Here is a 19467-nt window from a genome sequence, read left to right on the forward strand (position 1 = left end):
CGGCCTGAACGCGCCCTGACTACACTTGAGGCATGCCAGAGTCGACCGTTCCGGATGAACCCCAGCCCGTCAGCGAGCTGAATCCCTTCGTTTCCGTGCAGTCCGGACCCAAACGGGTGCGCACGCGCCATTTTCACAACGCCAAGCAGCAGGGCATCCCGATAACGGGGCTCACCAGCTACGACATGCTCACGGCCCAGATCTTCGACCAGGCCGGCATCGACTTCCTGCTCGTGGGCGATTCGGCCGGTAACAACGTGTTCGGCTACGAGACCACCCTTCCGGTGACGGTCGACGAACTCATCCCGCTCACCCGGGCCGTCGCGCGCGCCGTGACCCGCGCACTCGTCGTCGCGGACATGCCCTTCGGTTCGTACGAGACTGGCCAGAGCGAGGCCCTGCACACCGCCGTGCGTTTCATGAAGGAAGCGCAGGCCCACGCGGTCAAGCTTGAAGGCGGGGTTCGCAGCCACAAGCAGATCAAGCGCATCGTGTCATCGGGGATCCCCGTCATGGGGCATGTCGGCTTCACCCCTCAGAGCGAGCACGGGCTGGGCGGACACATGATCCAGGGCCGCGGCGAGGCCGCGGAACAGCTGATCGAAGACGCCCTCGCGGTGCAGGACGCCGGCGCCTTCGCGGTCGTGCTCGAGATGGTCCCGGCGACGGTCGCGGCACTGGTCACCGCACGGCTCGACATCCCCACGATCGGGGTGGGTGCTGGGCCCGACGTAGACGGCCAGCTGTTGGTATGGACGGATTTCGCCGGCATGACCGAGGGGCGGGTGCCCCGATTCGTTCGGCAGTACGCCAACCTGCGCGGCGTGCTGACGGATGCTGTGCACCGGTTCAAGGACGACGTCGACTCCGGCGCGTACCCCGGGCCGGAACACAGCTACGAGTAAAACTCGCCGCTCGCGGGACTAGCGGTCGTTCTCGGCCTCTTCCGCGGCCCATTTGGCGCTGTTCGCGCGCAGCTTCTCCAGCGCGTGGACGGCCTCCTCCCGGGTGGTGAATGGCCCGACGCGGTCCGCGGAGGGGGACTGCATCCCCTGTTCGACCGCGCCCGTGCGCATGTTGTACCAGAACTGATGATCGGTGCCTTCGGACATAAGCTTGATCCTATGCCTAAGGATTCTGTTGGTCACCTCCTCCCGGGCGCGGTTTCTCCGCTCCGCTCCGTTCCCCGCCACATCGTGCGCCCGGAGTACGTCGGCAAGGGGATGCCCTCGCCCTACACAGGATCGGATCTGTACTCCTCCGAGCGCATCGAGCTGATCCGGGAATCAGGACGGATTGCGGCCGGGGCCATCGAAGCGGTCGCACAGGCCATCCGCCCCGGCGTGACGACAGAGGAACTCGACCGGATCGGCCACGAGTTCATGATCGAGCGTGACGCCTACCCGTCGACGCTCGGCTATCGGGGGTTCCCCAAATCACTGTGCAGTTCCGTGAACGAGGTCATCTGCCACGGCATCCCGGACGACACCGTTCTTGAGAACGGCGACATCGTCAACATAGACGTCACCGCCTACAAAAACGGTGTGCACGGCGACACGAACGCCACCTTCATCGTCGGCGAGGCACGGGACGAGGTCAGGCTTCTCGTCGAACGCACCCGGGAGGCTCTCGCCCGCGGTATCAGGGCCGTCGCTCCCGGACGCCAGGTGAACGTGATCGGCCGCACCATCGAGTCCTTCGCCAAGAGGTTCGGCTACGGGGTCGTTCGGGACTTCACCGGACACGGCGTCGGCGAGGCCTTCCACTCCGGCCTGATCATCCCGCACTACGACTCCGCTCCCGTCTACGACACCGTGATGGAGGTCGGCATGGTCTTCACGATCGAACCGATGCTCACCCTGGGCGGGACCGACTGGGACATGTGGGCGGATGACTGGACCGTGACGACCCGGGACAAGAGCATCACCGCCCAGTTTGAGCACACCCTCGTGGTGACCGACCGCGGCGCCGAGATCCTCACCCTCTCCTGACAACCGGTAGGTTTTGACTATGAGTTCAACCATGGCCATCGGCATTGACATTGGCGGCACCGGGATCAAGGGAGCAGTGGTCGATCTGTCCACCGGCAAGCTCCTGTCCGATCGCATGAAGCTTCCCACGCCTAAAGGCGGCCGACCAGCCGACATCATCGAAACGACCAGGACCCTCCTGACAACCGTTTCCGCCGAGGAGGGTGCCGGCGCGCTGCCGGTGGGCATCTGCTTCCCCGCCGTCGTCAAGAACGGCCACACCATGTCGGCCGCCAACGTCTCGGACAAGTGGATCGGCCTCTCCGCCGAGAATCTCTTCCAGAAGGGTCTCGGCCAGCCCATTCATTTCGTGAACGACGCGGATGCCGCCGGCTACGCGGAGGCGCAGTTCGGCGCGGCGAAGGGGGTGAAGGGAGTGGTCATCATGACGACCCTCGGCACCGGAATCGGAACCGCACTGCTCAACGACGGTTTGCTGGTGCCGAACACCGAACTCGGCCATCTGCAGATCGAGGGCGTCGACTACGAAACCAAGGCCGCGTACTCCGCCAAGGAGCGGGAGAACATGAGCTGGGAAAAATGGGCCGGTCGGCTGCAGAAGTACTACTCGACCTTGGAAGCACTGTTCTCGCCGGACCTCTTCATCGTCGGCGGCGGCGTGTCCAAGCACCACCAGGACTTCCTGCCCCTTCTGCGACTGAAGACAGCCATCATCCCGGCCGTGCATCGCAACAACGCGGGAATCCTCGGGGCCGCCGCACTCGCCGTCAAGCATCAGGACTGACCTGCCCGGGGCGGCAGAGCACCCCGGCGCAGAACCTGGCGGCCGGAAGGTGGAATGGGCCGGCTGTTACGCCGGGTTCTGTCCCGATGCCGAAGCACCCTGGACGGCCATCTATCTCGGGACTACGTTGCCGCAGCCCTCTAGCGGTCTACCCGGAAACTCGGCGAGCCGCCTTGGCGTTTCCTGTCTGACCTTGCTCCGGACGAGGTTTACCTAGCCGACCAGGTCACCCTGGCCTCTGGTGGTCTCTTACACCACCGTTTCACCCTTACCACCGGCCGAAACCGGAGGCGGTCTACTTTCTGTGGCACTGTCTCGCGGGTTACCCCGGGTGGGCGTTACCCACCATCCTGCTCTGCGGAGCCCGGACGTTCCTCGGCATCCGCTGACCCGAAGGTAGCGGATGACGCGACCGTCTTGCCGACCCATTCCACAGTCCAGAATACAGGCCGCCGGCGGGGCCCGGCTCCACCTAGATCCCGGACTCCTCCGTGCGAACCAGGATCGCCCCGCAGTCCGGGCAGAACAGGACCTCGTCGGCCGGCGAGGAACGCACGGCATCGAGGTCGCTGCCGGTGAGCGTCATCGTGCAGCCGCTGCAGGTGCGCGCCCGCAACAGGGCGGCAGCGTTGCCCCGCCCCGTCACGAAGCGCTTCTCGTACAGCGTGGCGAGGTCCTCGGCGACGCTGCCGGCGACGGCGGCCCGGTCCCGGCGGAGTTCGCCGAGCTGCCGGTTCAGATCGGCGAGGCTTTCGTTGCGCGCCTGCTCGGCGTCGTGGATCCGGAGCGCGATCGCGTCCCGCTCCGCCTCCACCGCGGAGACGGTCGCATCGCTCTCCTCGAGCCGTTCCATCACCGCGATCTCGATCTCCTCGAGCGCCAGGAGGCGCTTGCGCAGCGCCGCAAGTTCCGTCTCCAAAGCCTGCACGTCTTTCACCGAGGAAGTGTGCTGAACCCGGTCGGTGTCCCGCGCGATGCGCTTCTCGACCACTTCGACGTCGGATTCGATCCGCGCCAGCTCGGTGCGCACGTCATCACGTTCGCCGACGCGGGTGCCGAAGGCCATCCGAGTGGTGTCGAACAACGTGGTGAGTTCCCGGATCTCGGCGTGCTGGGGCAGGGCCTTCGTCTGATGCTCGACCTGCTGCAGCCGGATGTCGAGGGCCTGAAGCCGGAGAAGCTCTTTCTGTTCTACTGGGGATGCCTTCACGATGTCCTGACCTTTGCGAATAGAAATATGAACGAGCGTTGGGGGTGGATCCGAACTTCATCGGCAGGCTACTGCACGATCGCGAAGTCCCAGGGATCCGTGCGCAGGGAACTGCTGGTGATGCGCACACCGGGCAGAAGAGCCCGCAGCTGTTCGGCGGCCGGCTCGATCCAGAGCCATTCACTGGCCCAGTGCGACACGTCGATCAGGGCAGGGGTGCCCCCCGACAGCCCGGACTGCTCACGGGCCTCCGACGCCGGGTGGTGACGGAGGTCGGAGGTGATATAGACGTCGGACGCCTGCACGGCGGGATGAGGGAGAAGGGAATCGCCTGCACCACCGCAGAGCGAGACGGTTTTGACGACACTGCCGTACTCCCCCGAGACCCGGACGCCGGTGGCGGTCGCCGGCAGGAGCTGGGCGAGCCGGTGGGCCAGTTGGCCCAGGGTGATCGGGTGCGCGAGCCGGCCGACCCGGCCGATTCCCGTTCCCGCCGCGGCGCCCGCCGTGATGGGGGTTGCGTCAATGAGGCCGAGTCGGGTGGCGAGGATGTCCGAGACGCCGTCTACGACGACATCCGCGTTGGTGTGGGCCGCAAGGAGAGCGCAATTCGCTCGGATCAGACGACCGATCAGGGCGCCCTTGTAACGGTCTTCGGCGACCGACGTGACGCCGCGCAGCAGGAGCGGATGGTGCACCAGGAGCAGGTCTGCGTCATGTCCGACCGCCTCGTCCACGGTCGCGGAGACGGCGTCCACGGCCAGGTGGATCGATTCGACGGGCTGGCCGGGGTTGCCGCAGACCAGACCCGGGGCGTCCCAGACTTCGGCACCGGACAACGGCCACAGTTCATAGATGATCCGACTGACATCGGCGAGTGAGACGGGCACCTCGTCAGCCTACCGGTGACGAGGCGGTGCGCCCTCCTGACGACGGTTGACCGGAATTCCGAGGAACTGCAAGCGCGGTCACCGCCACCAGAACCAGCCCGAGCCCGGCCCAGCCGGACGGTGGCAACCGCTCGCCGACGATCAGGACCGCCAGCAGCGTAGCCACGAGAGGTTCGACCAGGGTGAGGCTGGTCGCCGTGCTGCCGCAGACCGTGCGCGGGCCGCGGCCGAAGAGCAGATAGGCGGCGAACATGGGCCCGATCGCGCGAGCAGCCCGAGCAGAACGCCCAGAGGAGCGGACCCGGCGGCCTGGTCCGACTGCCGGCCGGTGATCAGCAGAATCGTGCCGAGCAGAGCCACCAGTGTGCACAGTGTCCAGAGCCGTGTGACTGCCCTTGGTCGCCAGCGGGCTGGCGCTGACGGGCAGGAAGTGCGCGGCCGTGCCCGTCGTTCCCCAGAGCAGCGCAGCCAGAAAGATGGGGGCCACGCTGAGCCGGCTCGTGACGGTTCGCGGCGGCGTCACCATCCGAGAGTGCCGGGAGCCCCCTTGAACGGTCCGACGACCCGGGAGGTGATCCAGCCGCCGTAGAAGTCGCCCGGCTGAGGCAGCACCGCTTCCCCGTTCACGGTAACGAGGTCCATCCGTCCGGGGTACAGCGCGACGCGGTTCGCCAGATCCTCGAAGCCCCGCGTCGGCGACGGGTAGTACCACCCGGCCGCCTCCTCCACACGCCCCGGGGTGACCACGCTCAGGTACGACGCCTCGCCCTTGTACTCGCAGTACGATCGGCCGGTCACCGGTTCGAGGCTCCCCGCCCGGAACGCGGAGCGCGGCAGGTAGTAGACCGGCGGATGGCTGGTCTCGAGCACCCGGACGGCATCGTCGGTGTCGACCAGGACCAGGCCACCGAGGGTGACGACGACCCGGTCGGCACTCGTCTCCACGCGAGGCGGTCGCGGGTAATCCCAGACCGATTCCTGGCCGGGTCCGGGCACAACCCGGTTAGTGCGAAACGGCTTCATCCGGCCAGCGTACCGGGAGCGGCCGGGTGAATTCGAACATTGGACGAACCCTCCTGGCGCTGCAACTCCACGCCGAAGACGGCGGCCTGGGTGCGGCGCTCCATGCCGAGTTTGCTGAGCACCCCCGACACATAGTTCTTCACCGTCTTCTCCGCCAGGTCAAGGTGCTCGCCGATCTGGCGGTTGGTGAGGCCCCGGGAGATCAGATCGAGGACTTGCCGTTCCCGCGTCGTCAGCGCGCGGGCGGCAGGGTCGCCTCGGTCCAGCCCCAACGAGGTTGCCACCCGGCCGGCCAGCAGCGGGGTGAGCAGCGACTCCCCCCCTGCCACACGCCGGATTCCCTGCACCAGGCGATCACCGCGGATGTCCTTCAAGACATAGCCGGACGCCCCAGCCAGGACGGCGGCGCGGCTGGCCATGTCGTCGTCGAACGCCGTGAGCATCAGGCACCGGATGCCGGGATCCCTCCCCCGGATGTCCCGGCAGGCGTCGATGCCACTTCCGTCGGGCAGCCTCACGTCAAGGACCACGACGTCCGGCCGGGTGGCGGCGACCCTCGCCACGGCCTGCCGCCTCGTTGCCGCCTCCCCCACCACTTCCAGGTCAGCTTCGGCGTTGATCAGGGCAGCCAGGCCGATACGGACGACGTCGTGGTCGTCGACCACGAACACGCGCGTCATCGGGAAGTCTCTGCGGAAGCGTCGCTCACGCGCGCCGTCCAACGCAGTTCGGCACCGCGCGGCGCCCGGTCGCGCAGCGACACCATCCCCTGCCAGCGTTCGGCTCTGACCGCCAGATTAGCGACGCCGCTGCGCCGACTTGCGCCGGTCAGACCGACGCCGGTGTCGCCGATCTCGACCGTGAGGATGTGCGCTGCGACCGAGACGCGCACTTCAGCCTCCCGGGTTCCGGAGTGCCGGACCACGTTGGTCAGCCCCTCGCGCACGACCGCCACGACATCATCAGCCAGCGAGGTGGAAACGAGCAGATCGATCGCCCCGGAGAACACCACCCGCGGCGGGTGCGCAAAAAGAGGTCCGACCTCGTCGAGCAGGTCGACGATGCTGCGGCGAAGCCCGTGCCGGTCGGGGTCCGCCTGCGTCGACAACCCGAAGATCGCGGTGCGGAGGTCGGCGATGACCGCGTCGAGCGCTCCCACCTGGTCGGCCAGCCGCCGCCCGAACACCGGGTCGGCGGTCATCCCGCCGAGGGCGCGCACAGCGAGCCCGACAGCGAAGACCCGCTGAATGACCCGGTCGTGCAGCTCACGTGCGATCCGGTCGCGATCGGTGAGCACCGCCAGACGCGCCCGGTCCGTGCTGCTCCGCTCGAGGTGGCGGCCCGCATATGCCAGTCGGGCGAAATCGACGGCCGAATCGAGGTCCACGGCAGTGAACGGGGGCGCCCCGCTGGGCCGGGAGGCCGTGAGCACCACTGCGGGCGGGCCGGTTTCCCCGGCTTTGCCCAGCGGGACCACCAGGGTCGACCCGAGTATCAGGAGCGACTCGGGGCCCGCAGCCTCGCGCTCTTCCCGGCCGACGAGGACCGGCCGGCCGGTGGCCATCGCCCGGCCACACAGGCTCCCCGCCACGGGGAAGGCCAGGCCGTCCAACGGTCGAGTGGCGCTGCCATGAGCCGCGTGGACGACAAAACCGTCCCCCACGCCCGAATCAACACCAGGCGGCCCGATGACGCAGACTAGGTCCGCATCCGCAGCCGACGCGAAGATGTCTGCCAGCAACATCAGCGGGTCACCCGTTCGCTCACCCCGCAAACCCTCGATGAAATCGGCGGATGCGGCCACCCACCGCGACCGGCGCGGGAGGGGCAGGTGCGCCGGCAGGTCGATCACTGTCTCCGAGCGAGCCTCGGGACGTTCGTTCAGGGTGGCCGGGATAGTTTCGTGGGGCATGACCGCGGACCGCCTCTCGTCTGGTAGCGGGGATACTACCCGCACGGGACCTTCGGCCCTGTCCCGGTCCGGCAGGCACTGCGATCATAACGTGGGGCGGACTGTCCGGTGCGATTCCACCCCAGAGCAGGAGTCACACCCATGGTTGAAAAAGTGATCGTCGCCATTGACGGTGGGGCCGCGAGCAAGGCGGCCCTGGAGTGGGCCCTCGACCGGGTCGTGACGCTCGAACGGATGCAGGGCACGCCCGTGCAACTCGAACTCACCACAGTGGTGGAGCTGGGCTGGTACCCCGCTGAGGGATCGGACTATTCCAGTCAGCCTGCCTACGAGCGCCCGCTCGCGGAAGCCCTTCGACGGGTCGAACAGGTGGCACCCTCCTGCCGGAAGACGAGCTACATCCGCCATGGCGTCCCGGTCGATGAGCTGGCGCGGGCATCGGCGACCGCCGACCTTCTGGTCATCGGCACGAACAAGACCGGTGTTCTCGCCGGGACGGTCTTCGGCACCCTTCCCCTTCGCCTCGCGGCCCACGCCCGTTGCCCTGTCGTCGTCGTCCCCGTCAACTGGCAGGCACGTGGCGGCCACATCGTCGTGGGCATGGAGAACGACGTCACGGCCCTGGTCGCCGTTGACTTCGCGGCCCGCGAAGCCGAGCGTTACAAACTCCCTCTCGATATCGTCCACGCCTGGACCATTCCCGCGACCGTGGCCGTCGAATACGGTGCCGTCCTGCCCTACGAGGAGATACGGGACGCCCACGCGCGCATCCAGTCGGGGGCAACGAGGAGGGTTCGCGACGCGCATCCGGCGCTGCATATCGCCGAGGTTCTGAAACAGGGCACCGCGGCATCCGTGCTCGTGAATGCCTCCCAAACGGCGTCCCTCGTCGTCGTCGGCACACACGGCCGGGGTGCCGTCGGCAGCCTCTTTCTCGGTTCGGTCAGCCACGACGTGCTGATGAACCTGCCGTGCCCGGTCGCTGTGGTCCCCCGCCCGGCCGGTGAACGCGCCGAGTCCCGACCGGACTCCACGGAAGGTGTGAAGAAGCGGTGAACACCTCCTACATCGGATTCGACGGGTCGCCCGTGGTCCTGGTGCACGTCGTCGACGATGAGTGGGGGCTGCTGGGTCCCGACTACGCGCGGGAGGCCGAGCGCCGGGCGAGCAGTCTGCTCACGCAGGAGATCACCGCGGCGAAGACGCATCCCGGGCTGGACATCGGCGCGCTCGTCCTGCACGGATCTCCCGCCTGGACGCTCGCCGCGGTGCCGACATCCGACGATGTTTTGGTCGTCGGAACCCACAAGACCGGTTCCCTGAGCGGACGCGTGCTCGGCTCGCGCAGCGTTCAGATCGCCGCGGCGGCCGGCTGCACCGTCGCCGCGGTGCCGGAATCGACCACAGACAGCCGAAGCGGAGTCGTCGTGGATGTCGACCGTTTCGAGGGATCCACCTCGGCCGTCATTATCGGCGCCCAGGAGGCGCGCCGCCTTGGCCACGAACTCATCCTCGTGCATGCGCCGTCGACTTTGCGTGCGGAGCCCGGAGCTCGCGACTGCCGCGACCCCCGGCGCGTTCGTGAATCCCCGGCTGGTGCACCGGCCGCCGGCCGAGGCTCTGCTCGATGTCGGCAGCGAGGCTGCCATACCGTGCTCAGAGTTTCACATCCGAGGCCCGTGACCCAGTCGGTGATCGATTCAGTCACCAACGACGTCCTGATGAACATCAACGTGCCTGTGCTGATCGCCCGGTCCGACTGACACCCTCCGATTCGCACGCTCCGATTCGAGCGCTGTGGATAACTTAGACGGGTTCGCTGACCGGTCCGGTCTCGGTGCCGGCGACCCTGATCACGGCGACTGGGCAGGGCATGGTCAAAACGATCACATGACTGACCGAACCCAGCCAGAAGCGAGCGAACCCGTGGCGACCGTGGCTGCCCACAACGAGAAGCCGCGCACCGGTCGCCGCCGACACAAGTGCGTCCACCGGCAACTCGAGGTCGAGCCGCAGGTCAAGCACCAGGTCCGGATAGCGTTCGGCCAGCCCCACCAGCGCTTCGGAGAGGACCAGGCGGTCCGCCTCATCGGGCACCATCGGCCAGTCGATCATGGCGCGCTCTTCGGTCCAAGGGGCCGGCGCACTCCAGCAGTACAGCGCCGTCAACCGTTCGCCCGGGCGGTCCGCCTGATCCGCGGCGAATGTCACAGCGGCGAGGGATGCCTCGGAACCGTCCACCCCGACGACGACGCCGGTGCAGCGCTGTTCCTCCCGCTCGGGCACGACGACGACGAAACCGGCGGCGTAAGCAGCGATCTGCGCGGCTTGGGTGCTGAAGACATAGTCCCGAAACCGGCCCAGGGCGTGCGAGCCCACGACGAGGAGTTGCGCGCCGACGGCCCAGTCGGTGAGGGCCCCGGTGGGCGAGCCCTCGAGGACCGTCGTGCGAAAAGTCAGGTCAGGAGCGACACTGCGGGCCTCCTCACCCTCACGGGCGAGCAGCAGTTCGGCCTGCTCGCGGGCCGAGTGCAGAAACCCGGCTGGGGTCGTGCCGAAGGTCGCGTCGACGACGTGCACCAACTCGATCTCCAGGCTCCGGGGACGCGCATAGTCGAGCGCCCACTGGAGCGCAGCCCGAGCCGGCGGCCGACCGCTGACGCCCACTACAACACGGTTGTCCATGACGACCTCCTCCGCTCCCCGTCACAGCGGGCAGAACGGGGTCTACGATGTCGCGCACCGATCCGACAGAACAGGGCCGAAAGTCCCGGTGTCGGTCAGGACGTCAGTAGTCGAACTCGTCGAACTGTGGCGAATCCAGCCCGTCGCCCGTCCACGAGGCTCGGCCCGAGGCCGTGCCGACCAGGGCCTTATGGCGGAGAGTGTCCACCGTCTCCGGCTCCAACAGCTCTGACCGTGCGGAACCGGCAGTAACGCAGACCAATTGGCCGGATCCGCCGATCAGGATCTGGATGCGACCCAGCAGGCCCGTCTCTTTGACGATCGGGATGTCGACGACATCGACCTGGGGACGGAGACTTAACGCCTCGGCATAGTGCATGACGGCATCCGCAAGGTCATCGCCCGTGATGACCGATCCGCCGGGGTGAAATAGACGCTTCATGGTAGACCCCTGATTGTTCACGAAATGGACATGTGCAGCCAAGGTCTGGGGCATATTCCGATTCTAGACCGTGCGGGGTTTACAGGTCGAGAGTTCGGTTCACAACCTGTTCGGCAACCTCGACCAGCCACTGGCCGTTGTCGCGGGCATATTGACGCAGGGTCGCGAAGGCCTCTTCCATGTCGACGGTGTGGGTGAAAGCGACGACGCCCTTGGCCTGCTCGATCAGAACGCGGCTACTGAGCGCGCGTTGCAGCTACGCCCGAGCCACGCCGCTCTCCCTGATGGCGCGTTCCTGAAGAATGCCGATGGTGGCGGTGTCGGCCAGCGCCTGGACCGTGCGCAGGTCCCCCGCTCCCAGACCGCCGAGGTGATCCCAGAAGACATTGAGCGATCCGATGGTCGTCGCTCGCAGCCGCAGGGGGACCGAATGCATCGACTTGAAGCCAAGTTCGAGCGCTCCCGCCCGGAACCGTGGCCACGCCGGGGCGAGGACATCGAGGTCGGGAATGGCCACGGGTAGCCGGTCGTGTAGCACTCGACGCACGGCCCATTGCCGGCCCGCAGCTGCGATATTTCAATCAGGCGACTTCGTTCGTCGGTTGAGGCCACGACCTTGAGATCGTTGTCGTTGTAGGCGGAGAGGATGATCCCGACCGCGGACGCCCCGAAGAGTGTGGCGCAGGTCTCTACGAGTGTGTGCAGCAGGTCGACGACGTCGTACCCGACGACAAGCGGGTCGGCCAGCGTGACGAAGGTCTCAACCAACTGACCTTCACGTGTTCTGGTCACCATAATTCCATCCCAATACCCGTCTAATTCTGAAGTAAACATCAACCCTTCGCGCCACAACATAGTCCGCTACCTCGCGGACCGTGCGCGCGTGGGAGTGCGGGGGCGGCGGGAGTACAGGTCAACCGCTCCGATGTCCAACGTTCCGACGTTCCGACGTTCCGACGACCATCGGGAACGCGAACACGCCTTCGACGTCGCTCGCGCACACGGTTTCGGCGCCGAACGGTGCGCCGAGGGTGGAGATCGCCACGCCGGTGACGGGCAGCACCCGCAGGAACGGCGAACACAGGTGCGTGCTGTTCAGGTTCGCGTTGCGCAACTCCTCGACAGCGAGGCCGAACGATTGACGGTCAGACCGGGACATGACGACGTTCACCCCCCCCCGGGCATCCGTTACTCGGATCGAAATTACTCACATCGAAGTCGCTCGCGCGTGAGTGTGAACGGTGCCTTCACGACCACTCGGCTCCGCGGGAAAGCAACGATTATTCCGCGGCGGGCAGCGACTTTCTCAGTCACGCCGTTTCCAGCGTATCGCGCGGAACCCGGCTCCGTAGAGCTATTGAAGAACCTGCGTCCGACCTTTGCACGCACCGAGGATCGGTCACGGCCGGACGGGGCGTAGGCCGAGTCAGTCGGCGAACCTGCGCAGCATCTCCAGCACGACCGCGGCCGAGCGGTCGGCCGCGTCGTCGATGTGGGTGAGGTGATCGTCAACCGGTCCGCACAGGTCGGAGATGCCGCGGACCGCCACGAACGGTACGCCATGAGCGAAGCAGGTTTGAGCAGCGCCCACGGATTCCATGTCGGTGGCGAGAACCCCGGGGAACAGCACGCGGAGGCTCTCTGCGCGCTCCACGCTCACGAAGGCGTCGTTGGAGACCAGCAGCCCGCGGCGCACGACCAGCGCCGATCCGTCGGGCATCCGGGCAGCCGACTCGGCGCCCCGCAGCGCCTCAGTCGCGCCCTCGTAGCGAGCCGGCATGCCGGGCACCTGGCCGAGCGCGTACCCGAAGACGCGTGCGTCAGCGTCGCTGTTGAGGTATTCGCTCCCGATGACCACCTCGCCCACCCGCACCTGGGCGCCCACCCCGCCGGCCGAACCCGCGCTGATCACCAGCGGCGACGCCTCGGGGTCCTCGGCGCGCACAAAGAGGAGTGCGGATGTCGTCCCACCGGCCGCGTTGACCAGCCCGATGCCGCTCTGCACGAGCAGCACTTCACGCCCGGCCAAGGTGAGGCGGTGCCGGCGGGCCCAGCCGATGGCGACCGGCGGCGCGGAAGCGGTGGCCGCCGCCAGGAACGGAGCGGCCTCCTCCTCCATCGCGACCAGAATGATCGCGTCGACGGTCGTCATGCGGTGACGGTGGCCCAGGCGCCGCGGGCGGCCAGGAAGACCTTCACGGCGTCCTGGGCGGCTGCCAACGAGTGGTTGGCTCCCCAACCGCACTGAACCTCGTTGGCGGCGGGCACCTCGGTGGCGCCGAGGATGTCGGTCATGGTGGCCTCGATCAACTCGAGGACCTCGGCGTACTCCGGCTGCCCCTGCAGAATGAGGTAGAAACCGGTTTGACAGCCCATCGGCGAGAAGTCGATGACTCGGGTGGAATGGTTGCGGGAGTGCTCGGCGAAGAGGTGCTCGATCGAGTGCACTGCCGGCATCTCCAGGTGAATGACGTTGGGCTGGGTGAAGCGCACGTCGTACTTCACGATGGTGTCCCCCTGCGGCAGCATCTTGGTATCGGCCAGGCGCACGTAGGGTGCGACAACCGTGCGGTGATCGAGGTTGAACGATTCGACGTTCATTCGTGGCTGATTCACGTGTTCTCCCTGGAAGCTGTCGTGGCACTCGGCTGGGGCTCGTTCGCAACGGACGTGATCAGGGGTTTATGTGGGCCCTACCGGGCTCGAACCGATGACATCCACGGTGTAAACGTGGCGCTCTACCAACTGAGCTAAAGGCCCCTGACGCAACGGCCGGTGAAGGCCGTGGTCCATCATACAGATTCTGCGCGCCGGGTGGACCGCGGCCGGGTTCAAGCCGGCTGGAGTTCGCCGATCGCAGCCCGGTAGGCCTCCAGCGACCGGGGCTCGCCCGGCGCGGTGATGAAGCTGGCCCGGATGATCCCCTCAGGGTCGATCAAGAACGTGGCCCGGTTCGCAAAGCCCTTTTGCTCGAGGAACACCCCGTATTCCTTAGCGACCGCACCGTGCGGCCAGAAGTCGGCCAGGAGGTCGAAGGTGTACCGTTCCTGTTCCCCCCAGGCACGCAGGGCGTGACGGGAATCGACCGAGATGCCGAGCAGTTCCACCTCGTTGGCGACGAACAACGACAGATTGTCCCGCAGCTCGCACAACTCGCCACTGCAGATTCCGGAGAACGCGAGGGGGAAGAAGACCAGGGCGACCGACTTCTTCCCGCGGAACTCGCTGAGCTGCACCCGCTCGCCGAACTGGTTGAAGAGCTCGAAATCAGGAGCCTGGGTGTCATTTTCCAACGCCATGGAGCGCTTCCTTTCGTGCGCCCACGGGAACGATGCAAGGCGACGCCACAGCCTAGCCCCGCCTTCTGCCGGAACCAAGAGGAGCGTCCCGAGGGACCCTCGATTCCCGGCCCGAACGGCGCTCACCGACCGCGCACAAACCGAAGGCAAAATCTGTAGGCTTGCGTGGTGCCATCGGTCGTGATCCGACCGTCATCCGGCACCGCTAACTTGGCAGGTTCGCTTCGATGGTCTGCCCAACAGAGAGAGGTCGAGTGTGACTGTCAACGACCAGGACCCGTATTCGGTTAACAGCACGGATGCGGACCCGGAGGAAACCGCCGAATGGTCGGAATCGCTGGACGCGCTCGTATCGGCCCACGGTCACCAGCGTGGTCGGGAGATCATGCTGACGCTCCTGAAACGCTCCAAGGAACTGCACCTCGGCGTGCCCATGGTGCCGACCACGGACTACATCAATACCATCGCGGCCGGCAATGAACCCGACTTCCCCGGCGACGAAGACATCGAGCGCCGCTACCGCGCCTGGATACGCTGGAACGCCGCCGTTCTCGTGCACCGTGCTCAGCGCCCCGGAATCTCCGTCGGCGGCCACATCTCGACCTATGCATCCTCCGCTGCCCTCTACGAGGTCGGCTTCAACCACTTCTTCCGCGGCCAGGACCACCCGGGCGGCGGAGACCAGATTTTCATCCAGGGCCATGCCTCCCCCGGAACCTACGCGCGGGCCTTCCTCGAGGGCCGCCTGAGCACCGACCAACTCGACGGATTCCGCCAGGAGAAGTCCCACGGCCCCAACGGGCTGTCCTCCTACCCGCACCCGCGACTGATGCCGGAATTTTGGCAGTTCCCGACGGTCTCCATGGGACTCGGCCCGATCAACGCTATCTACCAGGCGCAAACCAACCGGTACCTCACCAACCGCGGGATCAAGGACGCCAGCGACCAGCAGGTCTGGGCGTTTCTCGGCGACGGCGAGATGGACGAGGTCGAGAGCCGCGGGCAGCTGCAGGTTGCCGCCAACGAGGGTCTCGACAACCTCAATTTCATCGTCAACTGCAACCTCCAGCGCCTCGACGGCCCGGTACGCGGCAACGGCAAGATCATCCAGGAACTGGAAAGCTTCTTCCGCGGCGCCGGCTGGAACGTCATCAAGGTCGTCTGGGGTCGCGAGTGGGACGAGCTGCTCTCCCGCGACACCGATGGCGCCCTGCGCGACCTGATGAACGCCACCCCCGACGGCGACTACCAGACGTACAAGGCCGAGAGCGGTGCGTACGTGCGTGAGCACTTCTTCGGCCGCGACCCCCGCGCGCTCAAGCTCGTCGAGGGTTACACCGACGACGACATCTGGAACCTCAAGCGCGGTGGCCACGACTACCGCAAGGTCTACGCGGCATTCAAGGCCGCATCCGAGCACAAGGGCCAGCCGACCGTCATCCTGGCCAAGACGGTCAAGGGTTACGCCCTCGGCCCGAGCTTCGAGGGCCGCAACGCGACCCACCAGATGAAGAAGTTCACCCTCGACAACCTCAAGACGTTCCGCGACAGCACCCACATGCCGATCACGGATGCCCAGCTCGAGGAGAACCCCTACCTCCCGCCGTACTTCAAGCCGGACGAGGACGATGAAGCGATCCAGTACCTGCATGAGCGCCGCCGCGCGCTCGGCGGGTACGTGCCGGAGCGTCGCAGCAAGTACACGCAGATCACCCTGCCGGGCGACGCGACCTACGCCCCCACCAAGAAGGGTTCCGGCACGCAGGAGATCGCGACCACGATGGCCTTCGTACGGCTGCTCAAGGAACTGCTGCGCGCCAAGGACTTCGGACACCGCATCGTGCCGATCATCCCGGACGAGGCTCGCACCTTCGGCATCGACGCGTTCTTCCCGAATGCCAAGATCTACAACCCCAGCGGCCAGCAGTACACCTCGGTCGACCACGCGCAGCTTTTGGCGTATAAGGAGAGCCCGCAGGGCCAGATCCTGCACGTGGGGATCAACGAAGCCGGCGCGATGGCTGCTTTCACCAACGTGGGCACGTCGTACGCAACGCAGGGTGAGCCGCTCATCCCGATCTACGTCTTCTACTCGATGTTCGGCTTCCAGCGCACGGGCGACGCCATGTGGGCCGCGGGCGATCAGATGACCCGCGGGTTCATGATCGGCGCAACCGCCGGACGCACCACCCTCACCGGTGAAGGCCTGCAGCACGCCGACGGCCACTCGCCGTTGCTGGCCTCGACGAACCCCGCCGTGGTCTCGTACGACCCGGCCTACGGCTACGAGATCGGGCACATCGTGCGGTCGGGACTCGAGCGGATGTACGGAGGAACGCACGCCGACCCCAACGTCATGTACTACATCACGGTCTACAACGAGCCGCAGGTGCAGCCGCGCGAGCCCGACGACGTGGACGTGGACGGCATCGTGCGCGGCATCCACCGCGTCAGCGTGTCCGATGTGTCCGGTCCGAAGGCGCAGCTGTTGGCCTCCGGCGTCTCCGTGCCCTGGGCGCTCGAGGCCCAGGCCCTTTTGGCCGAGGACTGGGGAGTGTCCGCCGACGTCTGGTCGGTCACCTCCTGGGCCGAACTGCGTCGCGATGGCATCGCGGTCGAGGAACACAACTTCCTCTACCCGGACGACGCGCCGCAGATCCCCTATGTGACGGAGAAGCTGGCCGGCACCGCCGGACCGTTCATCGCCGTCACCGACTTCATGCATGCGGTGCCCGATCAGATCCGGCAGTTCGTGCCCGGCGACTTCGCGACCCTCGGCGCCGACGGGTTCGGTTTCTCCGACACCCGCCCGGCGGCCCGCCGCTACTTCAAGATCGACGGACCGTCGATGGTGGTGCGCGCACTCGAACTTCTCGCTCGCCGAGGCGAGGTCGACCGCAGCGTCGTCGGCCAGGCGATCGCGAAGTACCGGTTGCACGACGTAACGGCGGGAACTACCGGTTCCGCCGGGGGCGAGAGCTAACAGCCCCCGTGGCACCCACACCGAAGACGAAGGAACAGACGCTCAGCTGGCTGCGAACGATATCCGGGGAGCTTTCCACGGCGACGCTGAAGCGTCTCGAGGACACGCTGCCCTGGTACGGCGATATGCCGCCCGGGCGGCGTTCCGCCGTGGGCCTGGTCGCCCAGGCCGGGATCACGTCGTTCATCTCGTGGTTTGACGACCCGCGGTCCACCCCCTGGATCGCGGCCGACGTTTTCGGTGCCGCTCCGCGAGAACTGCTGCGCTCAATCAGCCTGCAGCAGACCCTGCAGCTCATCCGCGTCACCGTCGAGGTGGTGGAGGAGCGGGTCAAAGACGGCGGGGAAATCCTGCGGGAGGCCATCCTGCTGTACTCCCGCGAGATCGCCTTCGGCGCGGCGGATGTCTATGCCCGGGCAGCCGAGGCACGCGGCCTCTGGGATGTCCGCCTCGAGGCCCTGGTCGTCGACTCGATCCTGAGCGGCGAGTACGACGACGAACTGCCCAGCCGGATCGCGGCCCTCGGCTGGCACGGGCACGGCGAGGTCTGCGTGCTCGTGGGCACGACACCCAAGATGCTCGACGTCGACCAGCTGCGTCGCTCGGCCCGCCACATGGCCGCCGACGTTCTGATCGGGGTGCAGGGCAACCGGCTCGTCCTGGTCATCGGCCGGGCCCACCCGTCGCCGATCGAGACGGATGACGCGATCGGCACGGCCTCCGCCCTCAGCTTCATGGAGATCGCGGTGCAGCTCGAGCCGAGCTTCGGCGCCGGCCACCTGGTGCTCGGCCACGAGGTGCCGAATCTGGTCGACGCGTCCAAGAGCGCTAAGGCCGCCTTGGCCGGCTTCGCCGTGGCGCGCTCCTGGCGCAACGCCCCACGCCCTGTACAGGCGGACGATCTGCTCCCCGAGCGGGCGCTGGCCGGCGATCCGCTTGCCCGCGCCACGCTGATCCACCGGATCTACCGCCCGCTGCAGGCGCATTCGACCGAGCTGCTCACCACACTCTGGTGCTACCTGGACAACGGTCGCTCCCTGGAAGCCACCGCCCGGGAACTGTTCGTACACCCGAACACCGTGCGCTACCGCCTGAAGCGGGTGTCAGAGGTCATCGGCTACGACGCCACGGGCGCCCGTGAGGCCCTCATCCTGCAGGCCGCCCTGATCATCGGGTCGATCAGCGACCACGACGGCTCAACACGCCGGCGTTAATCGCGGCGTCAGAGGTGCCGAACTAACGAGATTCGACAAACACTCCGCGAATAGTTGGTGGATCTCCGACATGCCCGCAACAAACGAGGTTGGGAGACTGGATTAATGATTGTTGTCGTCTGCCCCGGTCAGGGCTCACAAACCCCCGGCTTCCTCGAGCCCTGGCTTCGGAACCCCACTTTCGCCGCCGGCCTGGACGAGATCTCCGCGGCCTGCGGAATTGATCTGATGCGCCACGGCACCGTGAGCGACGCCGACACCATTCGGGACACCCGAATCGCCCAGCCACTGATCGTGGCCGCCGGACTCCTCACGTTGAACGCACTCCTCGCCGACGGCCGGCGGGAGCGCATCACCGGTATCGCCGGTCACTCGGTGGGCGAGATCACCGCCGCAGCCGGCGCCGGCATCCTCAGCGCGGTGGACGCCGTGCGTTTCGTGCGCGAGCGCGGCACCGCCATGGCCGAGGCCGCGGCGCTGGAGCCCTCCGGCATGAGCGCCGTGCTGGGCGGCGATGAGACCGAACTCCTGGCCCGCCTCGACGAACTCGACCTCGCCCCGGCCAACTTCAACGGTGGCGGACAGATCGTCGTCGCCGGCTCACTCGCGGCTCTGGCCGCTCTCGGCAAGAACCCCAATCCGCGCACCCGGGTGATTCCGCTGCAGGTGGCTGGTGCATTCCACACGCGGTATATGCACCCGGCGGTGAAGCACCTCACCCGTGTCTCCGCGCTGCTCGCGCCCGCCGATCCCACGCTTTCGATCTGGACGAACCGGGACGGCAGCGCGGTGTCCAACGGTGTCCGGTTCGTGGAGTTGCTGGTTGATCAGGTGTCCTCGCCGGTACGGTGGGATATGTGCATGCGTTCGTTCGCGGATGCCGGCGTGACCGGAATCATTGAGGTCGCACCGGCCGGGGCTCTTGTCGGCCTCGCCAAACGTGCCCTCAAGGGCGTGCCCAGCGTAGCGATCAGGACGCCGGACGACCTGCCCGCTGCGTTCGACCTGATCGACCAGCAGAACCTAGTCTGACC

The 19467-nt window shown here is 66.9% G+C and carries 23 protein-coding genes, 1 tRNA gene and 1 other RNA gene; 8 read left to right on the plus strand and 17 right to left on the minus strand.

Going from position 1 to position 19467, the window contains the following annotated elements; all coding sequences use genetic code 11:
* Positions 1-32: 32 nt before the first annotated feature.
* The gene (gene panB, locus E3O28_RS00525) at positions 33-905 is read left to right on the plus strand and encodes a 3-methyl-2-oxobutanoate hydroxymethyltransferase (RefSeq protein WP_134414996.1); all 873 of its coding nucleotides are present in this window, start codon (positions 33-35) and stop codon (positions 903-905) included.
* Positions 906-923: 18 nt separating this feature from the next.
* Here panB and E3O28_RS00530 read toward each other — a convergent pair whose 3' ends face one another.
* The gene (locus E3O28_RS00530) at positions 924-1112 is read right to left on the minus strand and encodes an SPOR domain-containing protein (RefSeq protein WP_134414997.1); all 189 of its coding nucleotides are present in this window, start codon (positions 1110-1112) and stop codon (positions 924-926) included.
* Positions 1113-1124: 12 nt separating this feature from the next.
* Between E3O28_RS00530 and map the strand changes: the two genes are divergently transcribed.
* A complete protein-coding gene (map, locus tag E3O28_RS00535; RefSeq protein WP_134401671.1) occupies positions 1125-1991 on the plus strand; it encodes a type I methionyl aminopeptidase in 867 nt (288 codons plus the stop codon).
* A gap of 19 nt (positions 1992-2010) precedes the next feature.
* A complete protein-coding gene (ppgK, locus tag E3O28_RS00540) occupies positions 2011-2775 on the plus strand; it encodes a polyphosphate--glucose phosphotransferase (RefSeq protein WP_104101940.1) in 765 nt (254 codons plus the stop codon).
* Positions 2776-2826: 51 nt separating this feature from the next.
* Here the strand turns inward: ppgK and rnpB are convergent.
* The 7 genes from rnpB to E3O28_RS00575 all read right to left on the minus strand — a co-directional run bounded on the left by rnpB (position 2827) and on the right by E3O28_RS00575 (position 7810).
* Positions 2827-3203: RNase P RNA component class A (rnpB, locus tag E3O28_RS00545), an RNA gene on the minus strand.
* Positions 3204-3247: 44 nt separating this feature from the next.
* Positions 3248-3985, minus strand: coding sequence for a C4-type zinc ribbon domain-containing protein (locus tag E3O28_RS00550; RefSeq protein WP_104101937.1), 738 nt, complete (start codon positions 3983-3985; stop codon positions 3248-3250).
* Between the two features lie 68 nt (positions 3986-4053).
* Positions 4054-4875 carry a Nif3-like dinuclear metal center hexameric protein gene (locus tag E3O28_RS00555; protein ID WP_104101934.1) on the minus strand — a complete coding sequence of 274 codons (822 nt, stop codon included), beginning with the start codon at positions 4873-4875 and terminating at the stop codon, positions 4054-4056.
* A 4-nt stretch (positions 4876-4879) separates the two neighbouring features.
* A complete protein-coding gene (locus E3O28_RS00560; RefSeq protein WP_241972947.1) occupies positions 4880-5398 on the minus strand; it encodes a DMT family transporter in 519 nt (172 codons plus the stop codon).
* A complete protein-coding gene (locus E3O28_RS00565) occupies positions 5395-5898 on the minus strand; it encodes a DUF427 domain-containing protein (protein WP_104101929.1) in 504 nt (167 codons plus the stop codon). Before E3O28_RS00565 ends, E3O28_RS00560 begins: the two co-directional genes overlap by 4 nt.
* Complete coding sequence (locus tag E3O28_RS00570) at positions 5895-6578, minus strand: response regulator transcription factor (RefSeq protein ID WP_104101926.1); 684 nt, start codon at positions 6576-6578, stop codon at positions 5895-5897. Before E3O28_RS00570 ends, E3O28_RS00565 begins: the two co-directional genes overlap by 4 nt.
* Positions 6575-7810 carry a histidine kinase gene (locus E3O28_RS00575; RefSeq protein ID WP_134414998.1) on the minus strand — a complete coding sequence of 412 codons (1236 nt, stop codon included), beginning with the start codon at positions 7808-7810 and terminating at the stop codon, positions 6575-6577. Before E3O28_RS00575 ends, E3O28_RS00570 begins: the two co-directional genes overlap by 4 nt.
* A gap of 141 nt (positions 7811-7951) precedes the next feature.
* On the opposite strand from E3O28_RS00575, the gene E3O28_RS00580 reads away from it, so the two are divergent.
* Entirely contained in the window at positions 7952-8866 is a 915-nt protein-coding gene (locus E3O28_RS00580; RefSeq protein WP_104101921.1) for a universal stress protein, read from the plus strand.
* On the plus strand, positions 8863-9573 hold the full coding sequence (locus E3O28_RS00585) for a universal stress protein (protein WP_134414999.1): 711 nt from the start codon (positions 8863-8865) through the stop codon (positions 9571-9573). The genes E3O28_RS00580 and E3O28_RS00585 overlap by 4 nt, the downstream gene beginning before the upstream one ends.
* A gap of 43 nt (positions 9574-9616) precedes the next feature.
* On the opposite strand, the gene E3O28_RS00590 is transcribed toward E3O28_RS00585, so the two are convergent.
* The 9 genes from E3O28_RS00590 to E3O28_RS00625 form a co-directional block, all read right to left on the minus strand.
* On the minus strand, positions 9617-10495 hold the full coding sequence (locus tag E3O28_RS00590; RefSeq protein WP_134401676.1) for a universal stress protein: 879 nt from the start codon (positions 10493-10495) through the stop codon (positions 9617-9619).
* 103 nt (positions 10496-10598) lie between these two features.
* A complete protein-coding gene (locus E3O28_RS00595) occupies positions 10599-10937 on the minus strand; it encodes a hypothetical protein (protein WP_104171093.1) in 339 nt (112 codons plus the stop codon).
* A gap of 79 nt (positions 10938-11016) precedes the next feature.
* Positions 11017-11193 (minus strand): ANTAR domain-containing protein, encoded by a 177-nt coding sequence (locus tag E3O28_RS16770; RefSeq protein WP_347232360.1) that lies wholly within the window; start codon positions 11191-11193, stop codon positions 11017-11019.
* On the minus strand, positions 11194-11454 hold the full coding sequence (locus E3O28_RS16775) for a GAF domain-containing protein (RefSeq protein WP_241972948.1): 261 nt from the start codon (positions 11452-11454) through the stop codon (positions 11194-11196).
* A 396-nt stretch (positions 11455-11850) separates the two neighbouring features.
* Positions 11851-12096 (minus strand): hypothetical protein, encoded by a 246-nt coding sequence (locus tag E3O28_RS00605; protein WP_134415000.1) that lies wholly within the window; start codon positions 12094-12096, stop codon positions 11851-11853.
* Positions 12097-12363: 267 nt separating this feature from the next.
* The gene (gene mtnN, locus E3O28_RS00610) at positions 12364-13089 is read right to left on the minus strand and encodes a 5'-methylthioadenosine/S-adenosylhomocysteine nucleosidase (RefSeq protein WP_134415001.1); all 726 of its coding nucleotides are present in this window, start codon (positions 13087-13089) and stop codon (positions 12364-12366) included.
* Positions 13086-13538 (minus strand): S-ribosylhomocysteine lyase, encoded by a 453-nt coding sequence (locus E3O28_RS00615; RefSeq protein ID WP_134415022.1) that lies wholly within the window; start codon positions 13536-13538, stop codon positions 13086-13088. Before E3O28_RS00615 ends, mtnN begins: the two co-directional genes overlap by 4 nt.
* A gap of 86 nt (positions 13539-13624) precedes the next feature.
* Positions 13625-13697: transfer RNA gene (locus tag E3O28_RS00620), tRNA-Val, on the minus strand.
* Positions 13698-13768: 71 nt separating this feature from the next.
* On the minus strand, positions 13769-14236 hold the full coding sequence (locus tag E3O28_RS00625; protein ID WP_104101900.1) for a peroxiredoxin: 468 nt from the start codon (positions 14234-14236) through the stop codon (positions 13769-13771).
* Positions 14237-14492: 256 nt separating this feature from the next.
* On the opposite strand from E3O28_RS00625, the gene aceE reads away from it, so the two are divergent.
* The 3 genes from aceE to E3O28_RS00640 all read left to right on the plus strand — a co-directional run bounded on the left by aceE (position 14493) and on the right by E3O28_RS00640 (position 19465).
* Positions 14493-17219 (plus strand): pyruvate dehydrogenase (acetyl-transferring), homodimeric type, encoded by a 2727-nt coding sequence (gene aceE / locus E3O28_RS00630; RefSeq protein ID WP_104101897.1) that lies wholly within the window; start codon positions 14493-14495, stop codon positions 17217-17219.
* An 8-nt stretch (positions 17220-17227) separates the two neighbouring features.
* Positions 17228-18433 (plus strand): helix-turn-helix domain-containing protein, encoded by a 1206-nt coding sequence (locus E3O28_RS00635; protein ID WP_134415002.1) that lies wholly within the window; start codon positions 17228-17230, stop codon positions 18431-18433.
* A 105-nt stretch (positions 18434-18538) separates the two neighbouring features.
* Complete coding sequence (locus E3O28_RS00640; RefSeq protein ID WP_104101893.1) at positions 18539-19465, plus strand: ACP S-malonyltransferase; 927 nt, start codon at positions 18539-18541, stop codon at positions 19463-19465.
* Positions 19466-19467: the final 2 nt, after the last annotated feature.

The sequence above is a fragment of the Cryobacterium sp. TMT2-14 genome (assembly GCF_004402465.1).
Lineage (GTDB): Bacteria > Actinomycetota > Actinomycetes > Actinomycetales > Microbacteriaceae > Cryobacterium > Cryobacterium sandaracinum.